At 38.6% G+C, this 19,215-nt stretch carries 19 protein-coding genes; 4 read left to right on the top strand and 15 right to left on the bottom strand.

Annotation, left to right across the window (positions count from 1 at the left end):
- Positions 1–298: 298 nt before the first annotated feature.
- The 4 genes from ACRYKC_RS14230 to ACRYKC_RS14215 all read right to left on the bottom strand — a co-directional run bounded on the left by ACRYKC_RS14230 (position 299) and on the right by ACRYKC_RS14215 (position 4,614).
- Positions 299–1,411 carry an NAD(P)/FAD-dependent oxidoreductase gene (locus ACRYKC_RS14230; RefSeq protein ID WP_433807461.1) on the bottom strand — a complete coding sequence of 371 codons (1,113 nt, stop codon included), beginning with the start codon at positions 1,409–1,411 and terminating at the stop codon, positions 299–301.
- 151 nt (positions 1,412–1,562) lie between these two features.
- Positions 1,563–1,790 carry a hypothetical protein gene (locus ACRYKC_RS14225; RefSeq protein WP_433807459.1) on the bottom strand — a complete coding sequence of 76 codons (228 nt, stop codon included), beginning with the start codon at positions 1,788–1,790 and terminating at the stop codon, positions 1,563–1,565.
- A 154-nt stretch (positions 1,791–1,944) separates the two neighbouring features.
- Positions 1,945–2,796: a hypothetical protein gene (locus tag ACRYKC_RS14220; RefSeq protein WP_433807457.1), complete on the bottom strand. Its 852-nt coding sequence runs from the start codon at positions 2,794–2,796 to the stop codon at positions 1,945–1,947.
- Positions 2,797–2,946: 150 nt separating this feature from the next.
- Positions 2,947–4,614 (bottom strand): peptide ABC transporter substrate-binding protein, encoded by a 1,668-nt coding sequence (locus ACRYKC_RS14215; protein ID WP_433807455.1) that lies wholly within the window; start codon positions 4,612–4,614, stop codon positions 2,947–2,949.
- 595 nt (positions 4,615–5,209) lie between these two features.
- Here ACRYKC_RS14215 and ACRYKC_RS14210 point away from each other — a divergent pair.
- Positions 5,210–5,581 (top strand): VOC family protein, encoded by a 372-nt coding sequence (locus ACRYKC_RS14210; protein WP_433807453.1) that lies wholly within the window; start codon positions 5,210–5,212, stop codon positions 5,579–5,581.
- Between the two features lie 41 nt (positions 5,582–5,622).
- Here the strand turns inward: ACRYKC_RS14210 and ACRYKC_RS14205 are convergent, their stop codons facing one another.
- Positions 5,623–8,355, bottom strand: a complete 2,733-nt coding sequence (locus ACRYKC_RS14205) for a pullulanase (protein WP_433807451.1) — start codon at positions 8,353–8,355, stop codon at positions 5,623–5,625.
- Between the two features lie 385 nt (positions 8,356–8,740).
- On the opposite strand from ACRYKC_RS14205, the gene sppA reads away from it, so the two are divergent.
- Both sppA and ACRYKC_RS14195 read left to right on the top strand, forming a co-directional pair.
- A complete protein-coding gene (gene sppA, locus ACRYKC_RS14200) occupies positions 8,741–9,736 on the top strand; it encodes a signal peptide peptidase SppA (RefSeq protein WP_433807449.1) in 996 nt (331 codons plus the stop codon).
- A gap of 13 nt (positions 9,737–9,749) precedes the next feature.
- Positions 9,750–10,289 carry an RDD family protein gene (locus ACRYKC_RS14195; RefSeq protein WP_433807447.1) on the top strand — a complete coding sequence of 180 codons (540 nt, stop codon included), beginning with the start codon at positions 9,750–9,752 and terminating at the stop codon, positions 10,287–10,289.
- A gap of 99 nt (positions 10,290–10,388) precedes the next feature.
- On the opposite strand, the gene ACRYKC_RS14190 is transcribed toward ACRYKC_RS14195, so the two are convergent.
- The 8 genes from ACRYKC_RS14190 to ACRYKC_RS14155 form a co-directional block, all read right to left on the bottom strand.
- On the bottom strand, positions 10,389–10,529 hold the full coding sequence (locus ACRYKC_RS14190) for a hypothetical protein (RefSeq protein WP_433807445.1): 141 nt from the start codon (positions 10,527–10,529) through the stop codon (positions 10,389–10,391).
- A gap of 172 nt (positions 10,530–10,701) precedes the next feature.
- A complete protein-coding gene (locus ACRYKC_RS14185; protein ID WP_433807479.1) occupies positions 10,702–12,039 on the bottom strand; it encodes an NAD(P)/FAD-dependent oxidoreductase in 1,338 nt (445 codons plus the stop codon).
- 24 nt (positions 12,040–12,063) lie between these two features.
- On the bottom strand, positions 12,064–12,660 hold the full coding sequence (locus ACRYKC_RS14180; protein WP_433807443.1) for a GNAT family N-acetyltransferase: 597 nt from the start codon (positions 12,658–12,660) through the stop codon (positions 12,064–12,066).
- A 30-nt stretch (positions 12,661–12,690) separates the two neighbouring features.
- Positions 12,691–13,314 carry a LysE family translocator gene (locus tag ACRYKC_RS14175; RefSeq protein WP_433807441.1) on the bottom strand — a complete coding sequence of 208 codons (624 nt, stop codon included), beginning with the start codon at positions 13,312–13,314 and terminating at the stop codon, positions 12,691–12,693.
- A gap of 126 nt (positions 13,315–13,440) precedes the next feature.
- Positions 13,441–13,602: a hypothetical protein gene (locus ACRYKC_RS14170; RefSeq protein WP_157130798.1), complete on the bottom strand. Its 162-nt coding sequence runs from the start codon at positions 13,600–13,602 to the stop codon at positions 13,441–13,443.
- Between the two features lie 243 nt (positions 13,603–13,845).
- Entirely contained in the window at positions 13,846–14,469 is a 624-nt protein-coding gene (locus ACRYKC_RS14165; RefSeq protein ID WP_433807438.1) for a DUF3267 domain-containing protein, read from the bottom strand.
- An 18-nt stretch (positions 14,470–14,487) separates the two neighbouring features.
- Positions 14,488–15,153 carry an HD domain-containing protein gene (locus ACRYKC_RS14160; RefSeq protein WP_433807436.1) on the bottom strand — a complete coding sequence of 222 codons (666 nt, stop codon included), beginning with the start codon at positions 15,151–15,153 and terminating at the stop codon, positions 14,488–14,490.
- A 26-nt stretch (positions 15,154–15,179) separates the two neighbouring features.
- On the bottom strand, positions 15,180–15,650 hold the full coding sequence (locus ACRYKC_RS14155; protein ID WP_433807434.1) for a GNAT family N-acetyltransferase: 471 nt from the start codon (positions 15,648–15,650) through the stop codon (positions 15,180–15,182).
- An 83-nt stretch (positions 15,651–15,733) separates the two neighbouring features.
- Here ACRYKC_RS14155 and ACRYKC_RS14150 point away from each other — a divergent pair, with 83 nt between their 5' ends.
- A complete protein-coding gene (locus ACRYKC_RS14150) occupies positions 15,734–16,126 on the top strand; it encodes a DUF1259 domain-containing protein (protein WP_433807432.1) in 393 nt (130 codons plus the stop codon).
- Between the two features lie 154 nt (positions 16,127–16,280).
- Here the strand turns inward: ACRYKC_RS14150 and ACRYKC_RS14145 are convergent, their stop codons facing one another.
- Positions 16,281–17,540: an L-lactate MFS transporter gene (locus ACRYKC_RS14145; protein ID WP_433807430.1), complete on the bottom strand. Its 1,260-nt coding sequence runs from the start codon at positions 17,538–17,540 to the stop codon at positions 16,281–16,283.
- A gap of 117 nt (positions 17,541–17,657) precedes the next feature.
- Positions 17,658–19,121 (bottom strand): outer membrane protein assembly factor BamB family protein, encoded by a 1,464-nt coding sequence (locus ACRYKC_RS14140; protein WP_433807428.1) that lies wholly within the window; start codon positions 19,119–19,121, stop codon positions 17,658–17,660.
- Positions 19,122–19,215: the final 94 nt, after the last annotated feature.

Below are 19,215 nucleotides of genomic sequence, written 5' to 3'. Positions count from 1 at the left end.
ATTAGCCTCACTCTAAATGCTGAAACCAGGTGGGTTTGAGAGGTTAATGACAGCAGGGATGGCTGGAAAATGACTAGACTCTCGTGGGAGAAGGACCTAGGCGAGACGCCACAGTGAGCGCAGCGAATGAGGAGACTCGGCAGTTCCCCCACAGGAAAGCGAGTTATTTTCCAGCCATCCCTAACACTATTACATATACAAACCCACGATATCTCGGAATCAAATCTTCCAGAATACTGCTATATAGCTGAAGATAGAATTACAAAACACAATGTTAAATACAGTCTATTTCAAAGAGTTATTGGAAGGCGTTCTTTACATCATAATCGGGTAAATGAAGGTTTGTTTTTCTACCGATAGCGATTTTAGCTAGCTCTGATCCAATGTATGGACCGCTAGTGAGTCCAGACGCCCCAAGTCCATTAGCTACGAGTATATTTTCATATTGAGGAATGTAGCCAATAATAGGTAAAGAACCCGGGGTAAAAGGTCTAAAGCCGACTTTTGTTTTTACATAAGAAGCATTTGCTAACCCTGGTGCTACCTTCAACGCTTTATTTAGTAGTTGATGAACAGCCCCCATAGTCACTCGATTATCAAACTTATTTGTTTTCTCTTTTGTAGCACCAATTACTACCTTTCCGTTTCCGAAAGCCAGCATGTAATGATTGTAAGGAGGAAGCATAACAGGCCAATGTTCTGTATCTACCCCCTGTAACTCCAAATGAACAATTTCGGCTTTCTCAAATGAGATCTTTGGATACAAGTCTAATGAACTGAATAACTCTTTTCCCCAAGCCCCGTTCGTAACGATAATCTGATCAGAATAAATTTTTTCTCCGTTAACAAGAACTCCCTTTCCTTCATGACCAGTGGTCACCAATTGAGCGTCCCCATTAATAAAAACAGCTCCATTCTTTTTGGCTGCTCGAAGGAGGGCTTCACATACCGCCTCCCCATCCACTCGTGCAGCTCCGCTAATATGGACAGATCCATATTTATCAGAAACAGGTGGGAAAAGTTCTTTTGTTTTTCCAGAAGAGAGCTTTGTAATCTCTCCCATTTCCGGTGCTTCTTCCTTACGTTTATAAGCCACTTCCATTTTCTTATTTAACTTTTCTTCTGTATCAAAGATATTAATTGCTCCAACATTTGAATATCCTGTTTCGGTTTCCCCCTCTAATTCTAAATTCCTAATCAAGGAGGGGTAATACCTTGCACCTTCCAAAACAAGTCTGTACCATGCTTCATTGCTGCGATTCGTAAGCCACGGGCATACAATCCCAGCTCCAGCCTGAGTTGCTTGTCCTGGATCTTTTCGATCTATGATGACAACTTCCTCGCCCTCTTTTGCAAGATGAAATGCGGTAGAAGCCCCTAAAATTCCTGCCCCGATGATAATATGTTTCATGTAGCCACCTATTTCGTCTAAGATTCAGATCCCCATCCGATTGTACCGAAATTTGAACAATTGAACAATCTACTACCTGCGTTCAACATAAGCATGCAGCCCTTGTTTGAGGCGTAAAGTTATAAGCGGATCTGCATTTATAACACTTTCTTTATAGGATATCTTTGTTAGTCAAGAGAAGGTACATCGTCGAGGAGAGCGCAGTCACTGTGGTCTTTGATACAAGCACTTGCTTAACTAATACTCTCACAGACTTGTGGGCTAAGCGAAAGGATACAATCTCATCATCGTTTTGTGCGGCCATTTGTAAAAATGAGAGAGGGTCTTTCTTAAACGAACTTATATGTCCCCAAGGCTTACCACTTTTTATTGTTTTCATAGTAACCTCCTTTCAACTATAGAAAGACTACGGACCTAGAAGCTTAATTATTCCATAAAAAAGAGCATTTCACTTAGAAATGCCTCTCTCCATCTAACCCTCTGTCAAACCATCAACTTGTTTCCCCCTAGCTCTAGTAGATGAACAAAATTCCTCAACTCTTCTTTCTAAGTTCATCAAGTAGATAAAACTTGAAATGAACCAAAGCAATACCGTGTAACCGTTCGTAGATTTCTAGCTTCGTTTCCTTTTCATTTTTGAAAGGTTGATCAGATACAAATGAGAGAATAAAGTGAATAGGCCGTCTATCTCTGTTGAATTCAATCACCGTCTCGATCATCTTTACAAGACTCTCTATCTGGTCCTCTTCAATTCTTCCTGTAGGGGCGTATTTAATTTCTACTCCTATTAATTCGTCCGGCTGGAAGGCAACACCTGAGAAATTGACCCGTTCCTTAGCAGTCTCCAAGGCCATCTGTCGACGAATGGTAATATCCATATCAGATTCCAACGCTCTTAAAACTGATTCTTCAATCAGAAAATAAAAATTTGAAGCATTGAATAAATGATTCATTAAGGCTTGATTAAGGTTTTCAGCTTCATGCTGTGTGGACGGTGGACCATCCCCTTTTTTATTCATTATCGAATCGTTAATAACCGATTCATTAACAGGAAATAAGTGCTGTGCTTCTTTTTCAAATTTTTCATTCTGTTCTTCAGGGTTCAATGGCCTAAAAAAATTACTTTCATCTCTGTAATCGCTAGGACTGTATAATTTTTGATGATGATTGATTACTAAATACAGAAAAGCAATTAAGATGAGAATAGGAAATAATACGATAAACCAAACGAGAGCCCAGGTCTGATTCAGGGTGAGCCATTGCTCAGACAGTGTAAGAACCAGGGCAGAGACCGCATAAATGAAAGAAATGAATAACCCAATAATGCCTAATGGGTTCTTCGTCATGTATGCAGCTTGCTCAATGAAGTGTATAATTTTCTTCATTATTCCTCTCCTTTTGAAAAAAGTTCGTTTTCTACTTTTCGACATCATATTTCCTAAACCCTTCCATCTGATTTAAGACTATGATTAAAATTTCTAGCCTATGAACAAATGAAAGGCCAGTCTAAGAATAGACTGACCTTTTAATAATAACTATTTCCCTTCAATATAGGCATACTTGTATGTGTAATCCGGTCCCATTGGGTTTGAGGTTACATTCTTCACATAAGGTTTCCAAAGCTGGGCCCTTGCACGCTGGTAAAGTGGGGCGATCACAGCATCTTCTTGAATTAATAATTTTTCAGCTTCAAGGAAGGTTTCAAATCGTTCCACTGGTTTCTGTGCGAGATCTGTTGCCGCTTTTTTAATCAGGCTATCGTATTTCTCACTGGAATAACCTGTCTTGTTGTTCCCGCCATCTGTCACCCATAGGTTTAAGAAAGTGTTAGGGTCAATATAATCAGGACCCCACCCATAATTTTCGATATCGTAATCCATATTGCTATCTCGCTCTAAACGAACTTTAAAAGGTACACTCTCTACTTGAATCGTTAATCCTTCAAGCTGCTCGAGCTGATCTTTGATATATGCATCTAAATTTTTTGCTACTTCTGTATCTCCACCCAAGTAACGAAGCTCTGCATTTTCAATGCCAAGCTCTTCCTTCGCTTTCTTCCAATGCTCCTGAGCTTTTTCTACATTCGATTCGACTAGTGCTCCATTGATTTCACGGAAATCTTCATTAGTTTCTGGATGTTGGACAAAATTGGCTGGAACGTTTCCACCAGCAGGAATGGATCCATTGTTTAAGATGACGTCCACCATACTCTGACGATCAACTACCATTTGAATTGCTTTACGTGCATGTACGTTTGAAAGGATTTCATTCTCCTGATTCATTTTTAAAAAGAATATGGTTGGTTCTTCTTCTACACGGAACTCTTCTGAACTACGATATTCATCAACAAATTCAGAAGATAAGTTAGCTACGTCTACTTCATCTGTCTGATACAAGTTAACTGCAGATGCTGTGTCTTTTACTACATTCACTTTAATTTTTTCTAATTTTACTTTGTCAGCGTCCCAGTAATCCTTGTTCTTCTCTACGGTCCAGCCTTCTCCATGGTCCCACTCAGTCATAATGAAAGGTCCGTTAGCCAGCAAGGCATCAGCTTCCATGGCATATTGTTCCCCTTGCTCCTTGACAAACTTCTCGTTCATCGGCAGGAATGTACCAAAGGCCGTCATGGACTCAAAGTAAGGCGTAGGTTTTTCTAGGGTAACCTCAAACGTATAGTCATCCACAGCTTTAACGCCTAGTGCATCAAGGTCTTTTTCTCCTTTAGAAACGGCTTCTGCATTCTTAATAACACCATTCATCATATAAGGACCGTATTCTGATCCGATATCTGGATTAATGGCCCTTTGCCAGGCGAACACAAAATCATGAGCTGTAACGGGTTCTCCATTAGACCACTTGGCATCATCACGCAGATTAAATGTCCAAACAAGTCCGTCCTCGCTTACTTTATGATCTTTTGCAATCCCAGGTTCTGTTTTTCCATCTTTCCCTAAACGGTACAAGCCATCCTTCGTAGCACCTAACCATTGTGCTGCGATGGCATCAATTGTCAAAGACGAATCCATAGAAGGAATCTCAGCCCCCTCTGTTAGACGTAAAACTTGTTCACTGCTCGATGAAGAGTTATCCCCTTCAGATTCGCTCGTTTCTCCACCGGTTTCTTCCCCTCCAGAACATGCGGCTAAAAGCATGCTTAATGCAAGAATAATCCCGAATAGATACCATCCATGCTTTTTCATATGTAAGTAACCTCCCAAAAATAATATGTAGTTCTATGAACATACGTTCTGAATTATACAATTTTACTAAATTTTCCGCAAATTAATGAATGGCTACAAGGATTCTAATTTACTAGGAAATTTAGACTGATATAATTAGCAACCTCATCCAAATGTACTTCTATTTATTTCCAAACATGTTTTTATACGGGTAATTTAGCACCCAAAAACTTTATCCATTTAATTCCCTAATGTATCCAGGAATAGAATACTAGGTCATTAGTTCAAAATCTTCAATAAAACTTATTACAATGATCATTTATGAGGGAGAAGGATTCGACAACTTAATCATAGAAAAGTAAGACTAGCCACTAAATTTAGTGTGTACTTATGAGTAAGGTGAGCCCCAGGAAAACAAAGTCAGCACTTGCACACGGAAAGTGCGTTTTCCCATCTAACATCAATCACACTAATATTACGGAGCTGAGGCTTCTGAATAAGGAGGTATACCTGGGTAACTTTCTTTTTTATGAAAAATCCTTAAATCCAAGTAAAAATTTTCTTACTTCAATCCTTCTATAAGTGTAAGAGAAATTAAACTTAAAGGAGGGCTAGAATGGAAAGTCCGATTGCAAACCAGTTAAATACGGTATTCGTTCATGTGAGCGACCTAAAAAGATCGGTAAAGTGGTATTGTGAGCTGTTAGGTCAAGAATTTGAAGAGGAAAACATAGAGCTCCCCATCTACAACATGGAAATTAATGATTATACAGGACTGATTCTGGATGCAGGTGCAAACGGTACAAAAATAGTAAAACCTTCTCCTCATCCCTTGTTCAATTTTCACACCGATGATATCGATCGGGCCTATCAATTTACAACAGATGAGGATTATCAAGTCGTATCTGATCTAATCAGATTTGAGGATTTATCTTTTTTCCATTTGAAGGACCCGGACGGGAATATCATTATGATTTGTAACGGATAATCAAAAGCCCCCCTTGTCTTTAACAAGGAGGGCTTCCTCTTTTATTTGTGTTTGATTTTAACTACTACTGCAGTTAAAGCATCAACTGTAACACTGTCTTTTTTAAGGTTATAACCATTAGGACTCTTTACTTTTTTCGTACCCGCTTCATCAGCATCAACAACGACTTTTCCTTTTCTCAAATCTTCTTTAAGAGAAAGCGTGCGCTTTTTATTGTCAGCGTTAATGAAGACGTAATAGGTCCCTGTATGGTCTGTAGAGACACTCTTGAAAGCTATAACAAGATCTTCTTGTTTGATCTCAGGTGCGTCAATTAGACTAACATGGGTGTTGACCAGCTTTTGTGATCCCAGGCGGAAAGCGTTCGTTGATCTTCTTAAAGCAATCAAACCTTTGGTATATTCCATCGTTTGTTTTTGGATTCCTTCTTCTGTGACCTTTTCCCAATCAAATTGATTGATTGCATCAGTAGAATCATAGGAATCGTGGATGAAATATGGATTATCGAAAGGTTCGCCATTTTCATCCGCCATGAATGTAGATTTAGCCTCTGGTACACCTTCTCCTAACCATTGCTTGGTTCTGCCATACTCCTGGCCTGCATGTAGGAAAGAAACACCCTGACTAGTCATAATCATTGTATTTCCAAGGCGTATCCGTTTTTGAATTTCTTCTTCATGATTAGCTGGATCCTTCTTAATGGACTGGGCGATAACGTCATGTAAAGTTAAATTATCATGAGCAGCTATATATTGAACTATATCACCTGGATCATCTTCAGTGACATTGCTAGGTTGACCCTTAATATTATTGAATATCGTCGTAATATCACGAGCTCCCCCTGTGATGAATCGGGGTTCTCCTTCACTTCCATATCCAGATTTTAACTCATTACGGATTTCATCAGAGAAAACAGCTGCACTTTCCGTTTCACCCATCCAATCTTGATCTGCAGGAGTTACTTCATTTTCCGGACCTCCATCACCTACGAATGTTCTCCACCCTTCCCCAATCATTAAAATATTTGGGTTTAGTTTTTTCGCTTCATCATAGGCCATTTGAACACTTTCAGCATCAAGGTCTCCCATTAGATCAAAACGGAATCCATCAACTTTAAATTCCTCGGTCCAATATTTGATGGAATCAACCATCAACTTTCGAGACATATAATGAGTGGTTCCGACTTTACCACCGCCGTAACCCGTTTTTGTATTCCCCTCGGTATCCTCGAAATGGTAGTAATCTGAAACAAGGTTTTCCAGGATATCCACTTTAGCTGTATGATTGTACACCACATCTAGGATGACACCCATTCTGCGTTTGTGAATCTCCTTAATCAGCTGCTTAAATTCAGCAATTCTCGCTTCTGGATCTTTTGGACGCTCCGAATACATACCTGAAAGCGAAAAATAACTATGAGGATCATAGCCCCAATTGTAATTATTTCCTGAAGACGAATAGTTGAGTTCCCTCTCATCATTTTCAAGTTCATTTCCGAAGTAATATTTCATAACTGGCAAGAGCTGCACATGTGTGACGCCAAGATCTTTCAGATAATCTAGCTTTTCACTGAAAGAAGCAAACGTACCAAACTGACTGTCTAATTCTGATTCTAAATCAGGATCTGAAGTGATGTCTCTCACGTGGGCTTCCCAAATGATAGCATCCTCTTTCTTTTCATATCCTTTGATTTTTGCATATTTCAGTTTTGGTCCTATATCAGAAGGATCGACGATAGCTGCTTTACCAACCGTGTCTGCGTCATCATCGCTTGAGGCTGCCATAGATTTGGCATACGGATCGAGAGCAAAATTCGTTTCTCCACTTTCTGTAATCTTGTATTGATAATAATATCCTTTTAGGTCCTTAAGGCCTGTATTGTTTTCATCCAGTACTACTTCCCAGACGCCTTTTTCACTTCTGGTCATTTCAATGTTTTCTTCTACAACATTGTACTGATCATCTTTATCATATAAGTGAACGGACACCTGACTTGCTTTAGGAGACCATACTTTCAATGTGGCTGTACCGTTTTCATGTAAGGTAGCACCTAAGTCATTACCATTATAAGCAAACTTTTGATCTATCAGTTCCCATGCAACACTTACTGGCTGTCGATCTTCTTTTATTTCAATAGAATGGGTTTTTGTTACATCAATAGATTGTTCAGTAGTTATATGTAATTCAGACCCTTTCTGATCTAATACTTTTATATTAACCAGCTTTCCTTCTTGATCGATAAGTCTTATGTCATTCACAGAAACTTCTTTGTCCACTTGATTCAAGTAGGCAACGATTTTATTATCTTCTACCACTTCTGCATGATTTATTGTGGTATAAATCGAAGGTTCATTCGTATAAACTTCTTCCTCACCCTGGACAATCCAAAATTCTCTTTCACCAGTCTTTGGAAAACTTCTGTCATTTGGCGTATCCTTTTCATCACCTTTGTGCACAATGAAGTTCAACCCATTTGTTATATCGATAACTGGTACGTCTACATAAACACCCCATTCAGAAGTTTCATCGAATAATACAGGATCAGCCCAGTCTACTTTAAAGTCTATTGCAGGCTGTTGACCATCTTGATTCCATAAGTGAAGACCCCATCCTTCATATGCCCCATCAAGACGTTTATAGTGGATTCTTACGTGCCCTTCAGGAACACTTCCTTTAGTTAACTCCTCCGCATGGCTAGATGTTTTCCCAATTATTGAGAACGGGGTCACTGTTGAAAATATCATCAGCAATACCAAGCTGCTTACAAGTGCCATGAACCTTTTCCTCCTCAACATTACTATCTCCTCCTTTAATAACCTGTGTGTAGTTTGAATAAACCAGCCGCACATTTGTGCAAACGGTTTCACAGATTCTTTTAATACTATATCATAACTTGATGGTAATTTTCTCCTGTATCATGGACAATTCTGAAAATTGTAATATTTTCCTAAGAATAATTTCCTATCCAATTATGAACGGTAGTAAAACAGAGAAAATATAAATTCAACTGCTATCTTATTGAAACTTTCTACAGGAGAAGGTCGTATGAATAGAGGGTCGAATTGTAGTATAGTTAGAAACACAGATCATCCAACTCCATTTGTTGCCAGAACTATTCTTACATAAGACACAATTGCATACCTATGAGGAGGATTTAAATTGAATAAAAGGATAACAGCCAGTATCATTGCAGGAACCATTTTAATTATTGCGATCGTATTCCAAAGTGTGAATTTTTTCTTAAGTGATAATTTCTCTGAGAGTTCACAATCCATGTTTTCTGGAAATCAGCAGTTAAGTGAGAAAGTTATTGAAAATGGCACCGCCAGCAATAGAATTGTACGTGTCAATATCGAGGGGACCATTGTGAACACTCCTGGGTCCAATTCAAACCCGTTCAGCGGCAGTGGTTATCAACATGAACACGTTATGAAACAACTGGACAAAATTATAGAAGATTCTTCTATAAAAGGCGTTTTACTTTACGTGAATTCACCGGGTGGTGGTGTATATGAAAGTGCCGAAATCCACGATAAGCTAATGGAAATTAAGGATGCTGGCAAGCCCATTTATGTTTCCATGGGAAGCATGGCCGCTTCAGGGGGATATTATGTTTCTACTCCTGCTGAGCGCATCTATGCATCTAACGAGACATTCACTGGATCTCTTGGTGTCATTATGGAAAATATCAACTATCAAGAGCTGGCTAATGAATACGGTGTGAAATTCAATACTTTTAAAAGTGGGAAGTACAAAGATATTATGAGCCCGACCCGTGAGATGACAAAAGAAGAGCGAGAAATCATACAAAACTTGGTCGATGAATCCTATGAACAATTTGTCGATGTGATTGCAGAAGGAAGGGATATGTCAAAGGATAAGGTTTATGAACTAGCTGATGGAAGAATCTACTCTGGTAAACAAGCGGTAGAGAATGGACTCGTAGACAAAATCGGTTTTCGTGAAGATGCCTTAAAAGATTTAAAGAAAGAGGTAGGTGGCAACCCGCAAGTCATCGAATTCAAGAACAGCATCGGTTCATTTTTCGATTTACCATTAGCTGAGAGTCTTATGCCTAACAGCGAGGTACGATATATCGAGAAATTAATTAGCGAACGTCAAGGACCAACGATGATGTACCTATACAGTGAATAAAGGAGGGGTAAATATGGAAACAACACCTGAAAACCATACAGCAAACTTTCCGGTTCTCTCAATTTTGGAAAAGCAGAAAACGGACATTCAAAAGCTTCTCTATGCTGGGTTTGGCTCTCGATTTGTCGCTTATCTCATTGATCTGATTGTGATTTGGGGAATAAATTCGATTGTGACACGTCCTCTATTACGATTATTGAACCTTGAGAATGGGAAGCTATGGATTGATATATTCAGTGCAACGAATATAACCACTTCAATTGTATTTTTCCTTTACTTTATTTTGATGACAAAATATTTTAAAGCAACGCTTGGAAAGATGATTTTAGGGTTAACTGTGGTTTCACTGAAGGGCGGTTCGCTTACAAACGGACAAATCATCTTCAGGGAGTGTATTGGTCGTTACATCAGTATGGCCATCTTAGGACTTCCTTACTTAGTAGTTGCCTTTACTAAAAAGCATCAAGGGATTCATGATTTGTTTTCAGATACTTCAGTCATAAAGAATAAGTTCAAGAAACTAAATGACACATTGGAACACAAAACCGTCTAAAACCAGACCAAAAAAGGACCTGCCATAGTGATTACGGCAGGTCCTTTTTGTACAATTTTTTATTCATATAAATTATGTAATTAATTGAAAGAAGTTTGCTCATGAAGATGATGCCAGTGGCAACGAAGGGATGTTGTTTAAGTTATGATATTGTTCTAAGTAATGCTCCTTTGCTTCCCATTCTTTCCCGCCATTTCGATAACCGGTAACTATAGCAATCACTAGAAAAACAATGGTCATAGTCAAGGTTTTCTGCAATTTATTTTGATCATTATTATTAAATAGATATTTTTATCGATTTCTTCTTTTTATGGCTGAAGCAACAGCAATGAAGAAGAACATAAAGTAAACCAAACCGACACCTAATAGAATCCGCACCCAATCCATATAGGCCCTCCTTTGTAGGAAAAAACTAAATATTTCTTGAGATTGCTTCACCTAAATATACTCCACTTGCTGCTGCTTGCGAGAGAGAATGTGTTTCACCTGAACAATCTCCGACAAGATAAAGACCAGGAAGTTGTGATTGAAAAGAATTATCTGTGAAAAGCTTAGGTTCGTAAAATTTTGCATCAAGCCCATAGAGCAATGTATCTTCATCTAACTCCTGTTTTAATAATCCTTCCAATTTTGTGAAAAACTTCAAGGTAGCATGAATATAGAGTTCTGGAATCTCCTCATAAAGGTCCCCAGATTCTCCCTGCAATGATGGAAGGATGCTTCCTTCTGATATATTAGTGACTTTTCGATTTTTTAGATCTTTCAACCGTTGGACAACAATTCTATCTCTTTTCTGATTGATCTTTCCTATAGTTTTTTTCGCATAATTCATAGCTTTTTCATATGTAGGAAAGTACTGTGGAATAAATAACGTGAAATTCAAATTTCTACTAGGTGAGTGTATTTCTTGATGGTTTTGTCCGTCAGGCATAACTAATCCATGCTGAAATTTACGGATTATACGTCCATGTGGATTCATACAATAGGTGGTCGCTGAATAAGTGTCTGTTTTTTGCCGAAGTTTCGTTTCAAATGTCTCGTCAAGAATGGAGTCCAATTGATTTCCTCTCATCTCTACACGTAACCCTAGATCCAGTCGAGTTTCCCCTTGATCCAATTCCAATGCTTGGGCCTGCCTATTTAACCATTCACTTCCACTCTTCCCAGTTGCTACGACCACACGTTCGCTATGAAACGTGCCGTGATCCGTTTCAATATGAAAATATTCATTTTTATAGATGGAGTATATTTCTGTTTCAAATGTAAAATGGATGCTGCTTTCCATGTATTCATACATACGCTGAAATATCTCCTTAGCCAAAACCGTCCCAAGATGACGTGTTTCTGTGGAAAGGACATCTAAGGAGTGTTTGGCTGCCTTATCAGCTAGATTTACATTTCTAGTACTATACTTTTCTTTTTGATATCCTCCGAATGAACATAACACCGCATCTACTTTTCTCATGTAATGAAGTGTTTCTTCAGGTCCGATCTTTCTGCCTAACTCTCCTCCAAAATCATTCGTGTAGTTGAACTTTCCCTCTGACATTCCTAGTCCAGCAAAGCCAATGTATTTGTTACAGTCATCCTTACACTCACACGATTCCCCTTGCTCTCTTCGACATTGTCTTTGACTCAGTTTTTTTCCTTTATCAATCATATGGATATTCAAGTTATCGTTCTCTTTTAATAACGTATAGGCGAGAAATATACCACTTACTCCCGCACCGATAATAGTGACGTCGTTAATATCCATCTCCTCCTCTTATAAACCTCAATAACCCTTACTTACTAACTCATCGATGCTTTGAGGTGTTACTTTAGCGTAAACACATGTATTGGTTAAATGTTTGCCATCTACCGAAAGATCTTCATTTCGTAAGATTCCTTCCAAATCAAAATCAAGCTTTTCAGGGATGGATCGACTTCTGTAATTGCGTGACTCACATCGTATTTCAACACGTGCGAATTGCAATCCTACCAATGCAAATTCTGTTAACGCGTCCACTGCCTCAGTCATGTATCCCCTCCCGCTGTAACTTGTATTGATCCAATATCCTATCTCGAGTTTTCGTACCTTCCAGTCAATATTATGGAAACCTGTGGAACCTACGAATTCATTAGTGTCTTTCAAAAAAATCAAATAGCGTAAATTTTCTCTTGATAAGAATTTCGCATGAGCTTCTCGAGTATTCACTTCCGTTTCTTCAGGACTCGGAATTTCCTGTACAAACCTAAGCCATGGCCGTAGTTCATTTACCGAATTTTTAATCGCATTATTTACTACTTTACCATCACCTGGCAATGGAATTCTAAGCAATAGACGATCCGTTTCAATATTTGTTTCTATATCCATTAGTATTGGATTCATGGTCACATTCTCCTCTGCCGTCAATAAACTTTACTTTCCGCTAAAGGCCACATTTATACCTATAGCAGTTAACAAGAAAGCTTCTACAATATTTATTCGTTTCATCAACCATTCGTTTTGAAGGAGCCACTGTTGTACTTTCTCTGAAAATATACTAACTATAGAAAATATAATAAACGCTTGAACCATGAAAACTATTCCTAACGCCAGCATTTGTCCAGTTACACTCCCTGCATTCTGCTGTACGAATTGAGGAAGTAAAGCTAAAAAAAACAATGAAACTTTAGGATTGAGAACATTCATGATGATTCCCTTTTTAAATAATGAAAAACGAGATCGCTTCGGACGTGATTCAGTTTTTATCTTACTCCCAGAGTGCTTAAATGCCTGCCAAGCAAGATAAAACAAATAAATGGCACCTGCAAATTTGACAATTGAGAATATCACTGAAGACTGGTAAATAATAGCCGATATTCCAATTGTCGCTGCAGTAATATGTACTAGAAGGCCTGTACAAAGACCTACAGCTGTAAAAATACCTGCCCATTTATCCTGTATAACACTTTGGGTCATGACGAAAAGGAGGTCTGGCCCAGGCATTAAAGTAAGAGCAACTGCGACCGCCAAGAATGAAAGCAGCACATCGAACTCCATTGATATTCCACCCCCTTTTACAATATAAGTTTAAGTAAAACAAGGCGTCCCGTATAAAGAGGACGCCTTTCTTATTCTAAAAGTTTTAGATGAAGATTTCTTTTTGACAGGCGGAATCATCCACTCCTACTGGAGAACTTCTGTAGCTTCATGGATAAAATCATTATGAACAAAAATCTGGTACGTACAAGCAAGACCGCTTCCGATCCCGGAATGACTCAATGTCTTCGTCTTCGGCTTGAACCCATTATTCTTTAATGCGCCAACAACCTTATAATATTCGGTCAAATCCTTCGTCGCATAAACCAGTTCCCATTCAGAGAATGTACGCTTAAATATTTTTTTGATCTTAATGATACCTCTCCCACCTATCGTTCAAATTGTTCTTAAATACTTTTACTCCTACATTATGACTGACAAACAAAAACAATGTCCTCATTTAAAAGTAGAATTCTATAAATACAGGGTATTTTCCTCTTTTATTTAAAATTTTAAAAGTGTTTTTCGACAATCTATGTAGCTATCAAGAATTTACACGTCCAATCCCTTTCCTGCTTTCCAAAACGTTTTAGTTCCATTGTTCTTTATAACAGAGTTGTTTGGAACCTGGGTAAGAACTAGAAGTACACTCAAAATATCCACACAAGAAGAAATTGCATTGAATATGATGAGAATTTTTAATGTGGGTGTCAGCCACCCCATCATTCCGAGGCCCAGTGGAAGAAGAACAGACAAAGCAAGAAAAGGACATAAAGATATGATTACAAATCTTGCTTTAGATAATTGTTCTTCTGTACATACATATCCTCCAAAAAATGTAAATCCTATGTATGTTTTCTTAGATGTCAGAAAGTGGGGAACACATACAAGATGTAAAAGTTCGTGGACAACAATAGTGAAGAAAATAAGTAAAACTTGAATGATTCCTATAGAAACAGTTAAACCGTCTTTTGTCAGACCAAATTCTGCATAAGTCAAAGTAGACACAGAATTAATAATAAAAATTGCAGCCCATCCATTTAAAAACATCACAGGAATTGTCAACAATATAGTTTTTAGAAAAGAATCTGGCTCTTTAAGTAAATTCCATCCGTGCTTAATGAGTCTCTCTTGGTCGTTTTTACTATTGTCAGGTAAACCATGTGCAATTTTCATCATTTACCTCCTAAAAGATCATTTCAAAGTTTTTCCTGGTGTATTTCTTAGGGAGAGTGGTTTATAAATAGATTTTTCAATATCAGGTAGCAGACGATAGATTGATTCACTTAGTTTTTCTTCCAATTTTTCTTTTATTAGAAAATATCCTTCCCAGTGCTTTGGTAAATCTTTATTTGCCCCATTTCTTATAGAAGCTGATACAATCCTCCTTTCAATAATCGTGAAACCCTCTGCCTCCGCTAGTGCATCGCACAAAGTAATAATGTCATCGTAGGCGTTCCAATTAAACTTATTTAAAAGTCTACTAAATTCTCTTTTCATAGACTCTGGGATAAGCTCCCACCCGTTAATCGTATTTATTTCCTCATTTCTTCGAGGAAAAGAGTGGGTCACAGCCACTTGTGCATTACCTTCCCACCCCATATCCATCAGTAAGCGATACCCATCATAAGAATGAATAATTGCATCTGTTTTCCCTTTATATCTGCCAATATCATGTAATAATCCACTGATATACGCGATCTCTGGTTCTATAGGCTCCCCTTTTTCCTTCAATGCTTTAGCTAGTATTTCTGCTGCTTCAGCAACATGGATTGAGTGGTATTTCCAAGGCCCAGGTTTTTGCTCATATGCCCAATCAAGTAATTCTCTTGCATAATGGCGATCTTTTAAATATTCCACCCACGATTGCCTCCTTCCATATGAATTTACTCTTTCACCATGGTCATAAATTCAACAGTCGTGGCCTGAAATTTATCCTTCTCTACGAACCCGAGTTTCTTGTATAAATGAATGGCTCTTTGATTAAAAGTCGCTACCGTTAAGCGGATCATTGCATCAGGAGAGCGCTTGTAAATATCATTTAGAATCCATTGACAGAATTCCAAGCCATTCCCCTTTCCAACAAAATCAGGATTCATCCCTAGACCCATATCTATGCCTTCTTCAAGGTAAACATCTTTCTCATTTCCTGCGGGTACTTGAGCGGAAATACCCAAACAATAATAACCAAAAATTTGGTTCCGCTCGTTGAGGAGAACATAATACTCTCCTTCTAGAAATTCCTGAATTATTTCTTCAGAAGCTTCATTGTTATAAAAATCGTAAGGAGATTCGTATCTCCACTTTACTATTTTATTTATGTACTCTTTATTCATCTCTTGTATGGACAAAAGCATGATTAACCTCCTCATTTCCCATAATACTTAACATTAAAAATAACTATTCCACATAGATTTTTAAAAAACAAAAGGGGTGTCTTATGAACACATTTCAAGACTTATGTAAGCAATATGGCTCCATTTTAAATGGTACGCCACAGTTCCATAATGGTGTATGTTCTGTAGAATTAGATCGTAACCTTGAAGTGACGATTCAAGGAAGACCCAGCAGGGCAGAACTTCACGCAGAAATCATGTTTGAATCCTTGGACCAATATGGGAATGCCCTCAACCTTGGTGAAACTGTTCTACTAGAAGCAGAAGTACCTTATTTTATAAATATTCTCACTAGAAATGGAATTATTATAAGTGCACTTCACAATCATTGGCTCTTCACAAGCCCAACCATTCTTTATCTCCACTTTCAATCCATTGAACCGCCTCTATTGTTTGCTAAGAAAGTGTCCAAAGCCTTTCAAAGTTTGAAAAGGTAGTAGACGATCTCTTCCATACTTTTAAGGCCTTTCTGGTATTTAAAAAACCCTGAAACTTTTTTGTAGTTTCAGGGTTTTTTTGAGGGTCAGCTTATAGAGTTCATTGTACCATTCGCATGAAGGGCTGTATATAAATTCCATTTGTTTAAATTAGTTAAGCAGATTTTTCTTCTTGATTCATTTCTCTCCGCTTCTGTTTTACGTCTAATTTCGTCAAGATAGAGATAATTAGAGCAACAATAAACAAACCAGCAAAATAAATGAGACTGTTTTCATAACTTCCTGTAGTATCTTTCATCCACGCCGCAAAGATAGGACCTACGAGCCCAGCTGCGGCCCATGCAGTTAAGATGTAACCATGAATCGCGCCAAGTTCTTTTGTACCGAATAGATCCCCAATATATGCTGGCATCGAGGCGAATCCCCCACCATAACAGGTATAAATCACTGCGAGACATACAACAAAAATCGCCATGCTTGCAGTCCAGGGAAGAACTAGAAATAAAAAGATCTGTAAAACGAAGAAGGCCAAATAAGTGTTGCCGCGGCCAATGTAATCGGAAGCGCTTGCCCAACCTATTCTGCCTAGACCGTTAAAGATGCCCATTATTCCTACTAGACTCGCAGCAGCGGCCGTACTCATTCCAATGCTTTCTTCTGCAAGAGGTTTGGCAGCAGAAATCACGGCGATCCCACAAGTTACATTTATAAATAGCATAATCCATAGGTAATAAAAACGCTTGGTTTTTAATGAATCCTTTGCTCTCATATTTGCTAAGTCTTTCTGAGAAGAGTCCTCTTTTGCCTCTTCGTCATACTTATCTGGCTTCCACCCTTCAGGAGGTCTTGACATATAAAGAGATGATGCGATCATGACAATAAAATAACTGATACCTAAAATATTAAAGGTTGCTGCTATTCCCATTGAACTTATTAATGCATCCATCACGGGACTAGCAATTGCAGCCGCAAACCCAAACCCCATAATTGCCATGCCAGTTGCTAGACCGCGTTTATCAGGAAACCACTTAACTAAAGTTGAAACTGGTGCAATATAGCCTATCCCCAGTCCAATACCTCCCAACACTCCATAAAAGATGTAAAGCAGCCAGAGAGAACCAACATTCACCGCAATGCCTGACCCTGCTACCCCTATTCCAAAGAAAATAGCTGCGGTGATGCCTGCCACTCTAGGTCCGTGTTTCTCAACAAACCATCCTAAGAAAGCAGCAGATAAACCAAGAAACAAAATAGCCAGACTGAATGTAAACTGGACTTGGCTTGCCGTCCAGCCAAATTGATCACTTAGCGGAACGGTAAAGTTGCTCCATGCATACACTGATCCAATTGATAAATGAATTCCCACTGCGGATAAAGCAATTAACCAACGGTTCTTAAACTTTCTTTTTGACATCCTCCACCTCACCAAATTTGTCATTAAGATACTATTTCCATTTACATAGATGAATAAACAGATATTTACATATAAAAAACCAGTTCCTTTTAAAGGAACTGGGAAAAGAATCGTCAGTTAATTTCTAACGCGTTTAGATTTTCTTTGAAAAGCTATTATTATAAATACAACGGCCAGCAAAAGAATCACTGGTGGACCATACACAAAAGAAAAATAGCTTAATTGGCTCTTCTCGATTGGCAGTTCTTCCTTATATTCGTCTTGACTGTTTCTAATCTCTTCTGTTGGCAGTGCATACACTTTGCTGTCTTGACTACCTACAATCAATGTATCGTTCATAATAATAGGACCAGAGGGGGCAAGCGTCCCTCCAAGCTCTTTTCTCCCTATCTCTTCTCCACTCTCAGTATCCAAAGCATGAACAAAGCCTTTAGCATTGGAAAAATAAACTGTTCCATCTGAAGCTACTGGCGGGGCTTTCATAACTGTATTCTTAAAATCCCATAGCCGTTCCCCTGTCTTCAGATCATAAGCATAAAACTTCTGAGTGATAGGGCTTCCCACAAATACTTTTCCATCATAGATCATCGGAGCACCTGATTTATTATTCTTAACCATCTCGCCAATCCCTAGGCTGTCTTCCCACAATACTTTTCCCGTTTGAGTATCCATGGCGTAGATCATATGCTCCGGATGAGTTTCGCGCTCACCAATCAAAGACTTGAACATTTCCTTATATACTTCAACGACTCCAAATTGATTGTACACTTCACGAAACTTCATTGGTTTTGGATCTTCTAAAGCCGTTGTCACCGCTATCTGATCGGAGATAGCAGGCGGCACATCATCCAATCCTGCGTAAACATCTTCAAACTCCGTTTTCCATTCAATTGATTCACTTTCAATATTGACTGAATAGAATGTATAAGGCTTGGGACCTCCGCCTCCAACGTAAATGTTTCCATTCGAATAGTTGGGTGAGGACATACTAACGACAGAACCCAGCCTGATTTTAGCTGCTTCTTCTCCTGTCTTAGCATCTAACTTATAGAGATGTGTATCTCCTGTTGCGGCATAAACATAACCTTCATGAAATAAAGGTGTCGGCATTACTTCTCCATCTGTACTATGCTTCCATTGGACTTCTCCAGTCTCTGCATTTAAGGCCATCACCCCACTTTCTTCTGTGCCCCTCAGTGCACTATCCTGAAAAAAACGGTTTCCATAACCTACATAAACTGTTCCATCATGGTAAATCATTTCTGAATGGACCCAGTTAGGAGCTTGATTCTTCCAAAGCTGTTCGCCAGTTTGTATATTGAAGGCAAATAGCTCCCCTGTATTATGATTTCCTGTAAACATTCTGTCTTGAACAACAACAGGAGTTGACCTAATTTCGTCCCCTGTTTGGAATGTCGTCGATGATAGAGGCTCGATCCCCTCTTGTTCATTCACTGGATTATTTTCATCATTCAGACGATACTCAAGCCACTGATCTGGCCCAAATGTAGCTTCAGCAAACGAAGGAGCTGAAATAGCGGTTAGTAGAACTACAAAAAGATAAAACGGTATTTTCTTCATTACTCTCTCCTCCTTTAAAGCCTTTTTGTCATTATGTAAATTCACTCATAGGAGAGTACCCTTCCACTCCTCCTCTTGAAACCAATTTCATCTT

The organism is Halobacillus sp. A1-3 (genome assembly GCF_050971765.1).
Taxonomy (GTDB): Bacteria; Bacillota; Bacilli; order Bacillales; family Halobacillaceae; genus Halobacillus; species Halobacillus mangrovi_B.
Note: the sequence above shows the minus strand (reverse complement) of the source record. Positions and strands in the feature narration are given on the sequence as shown.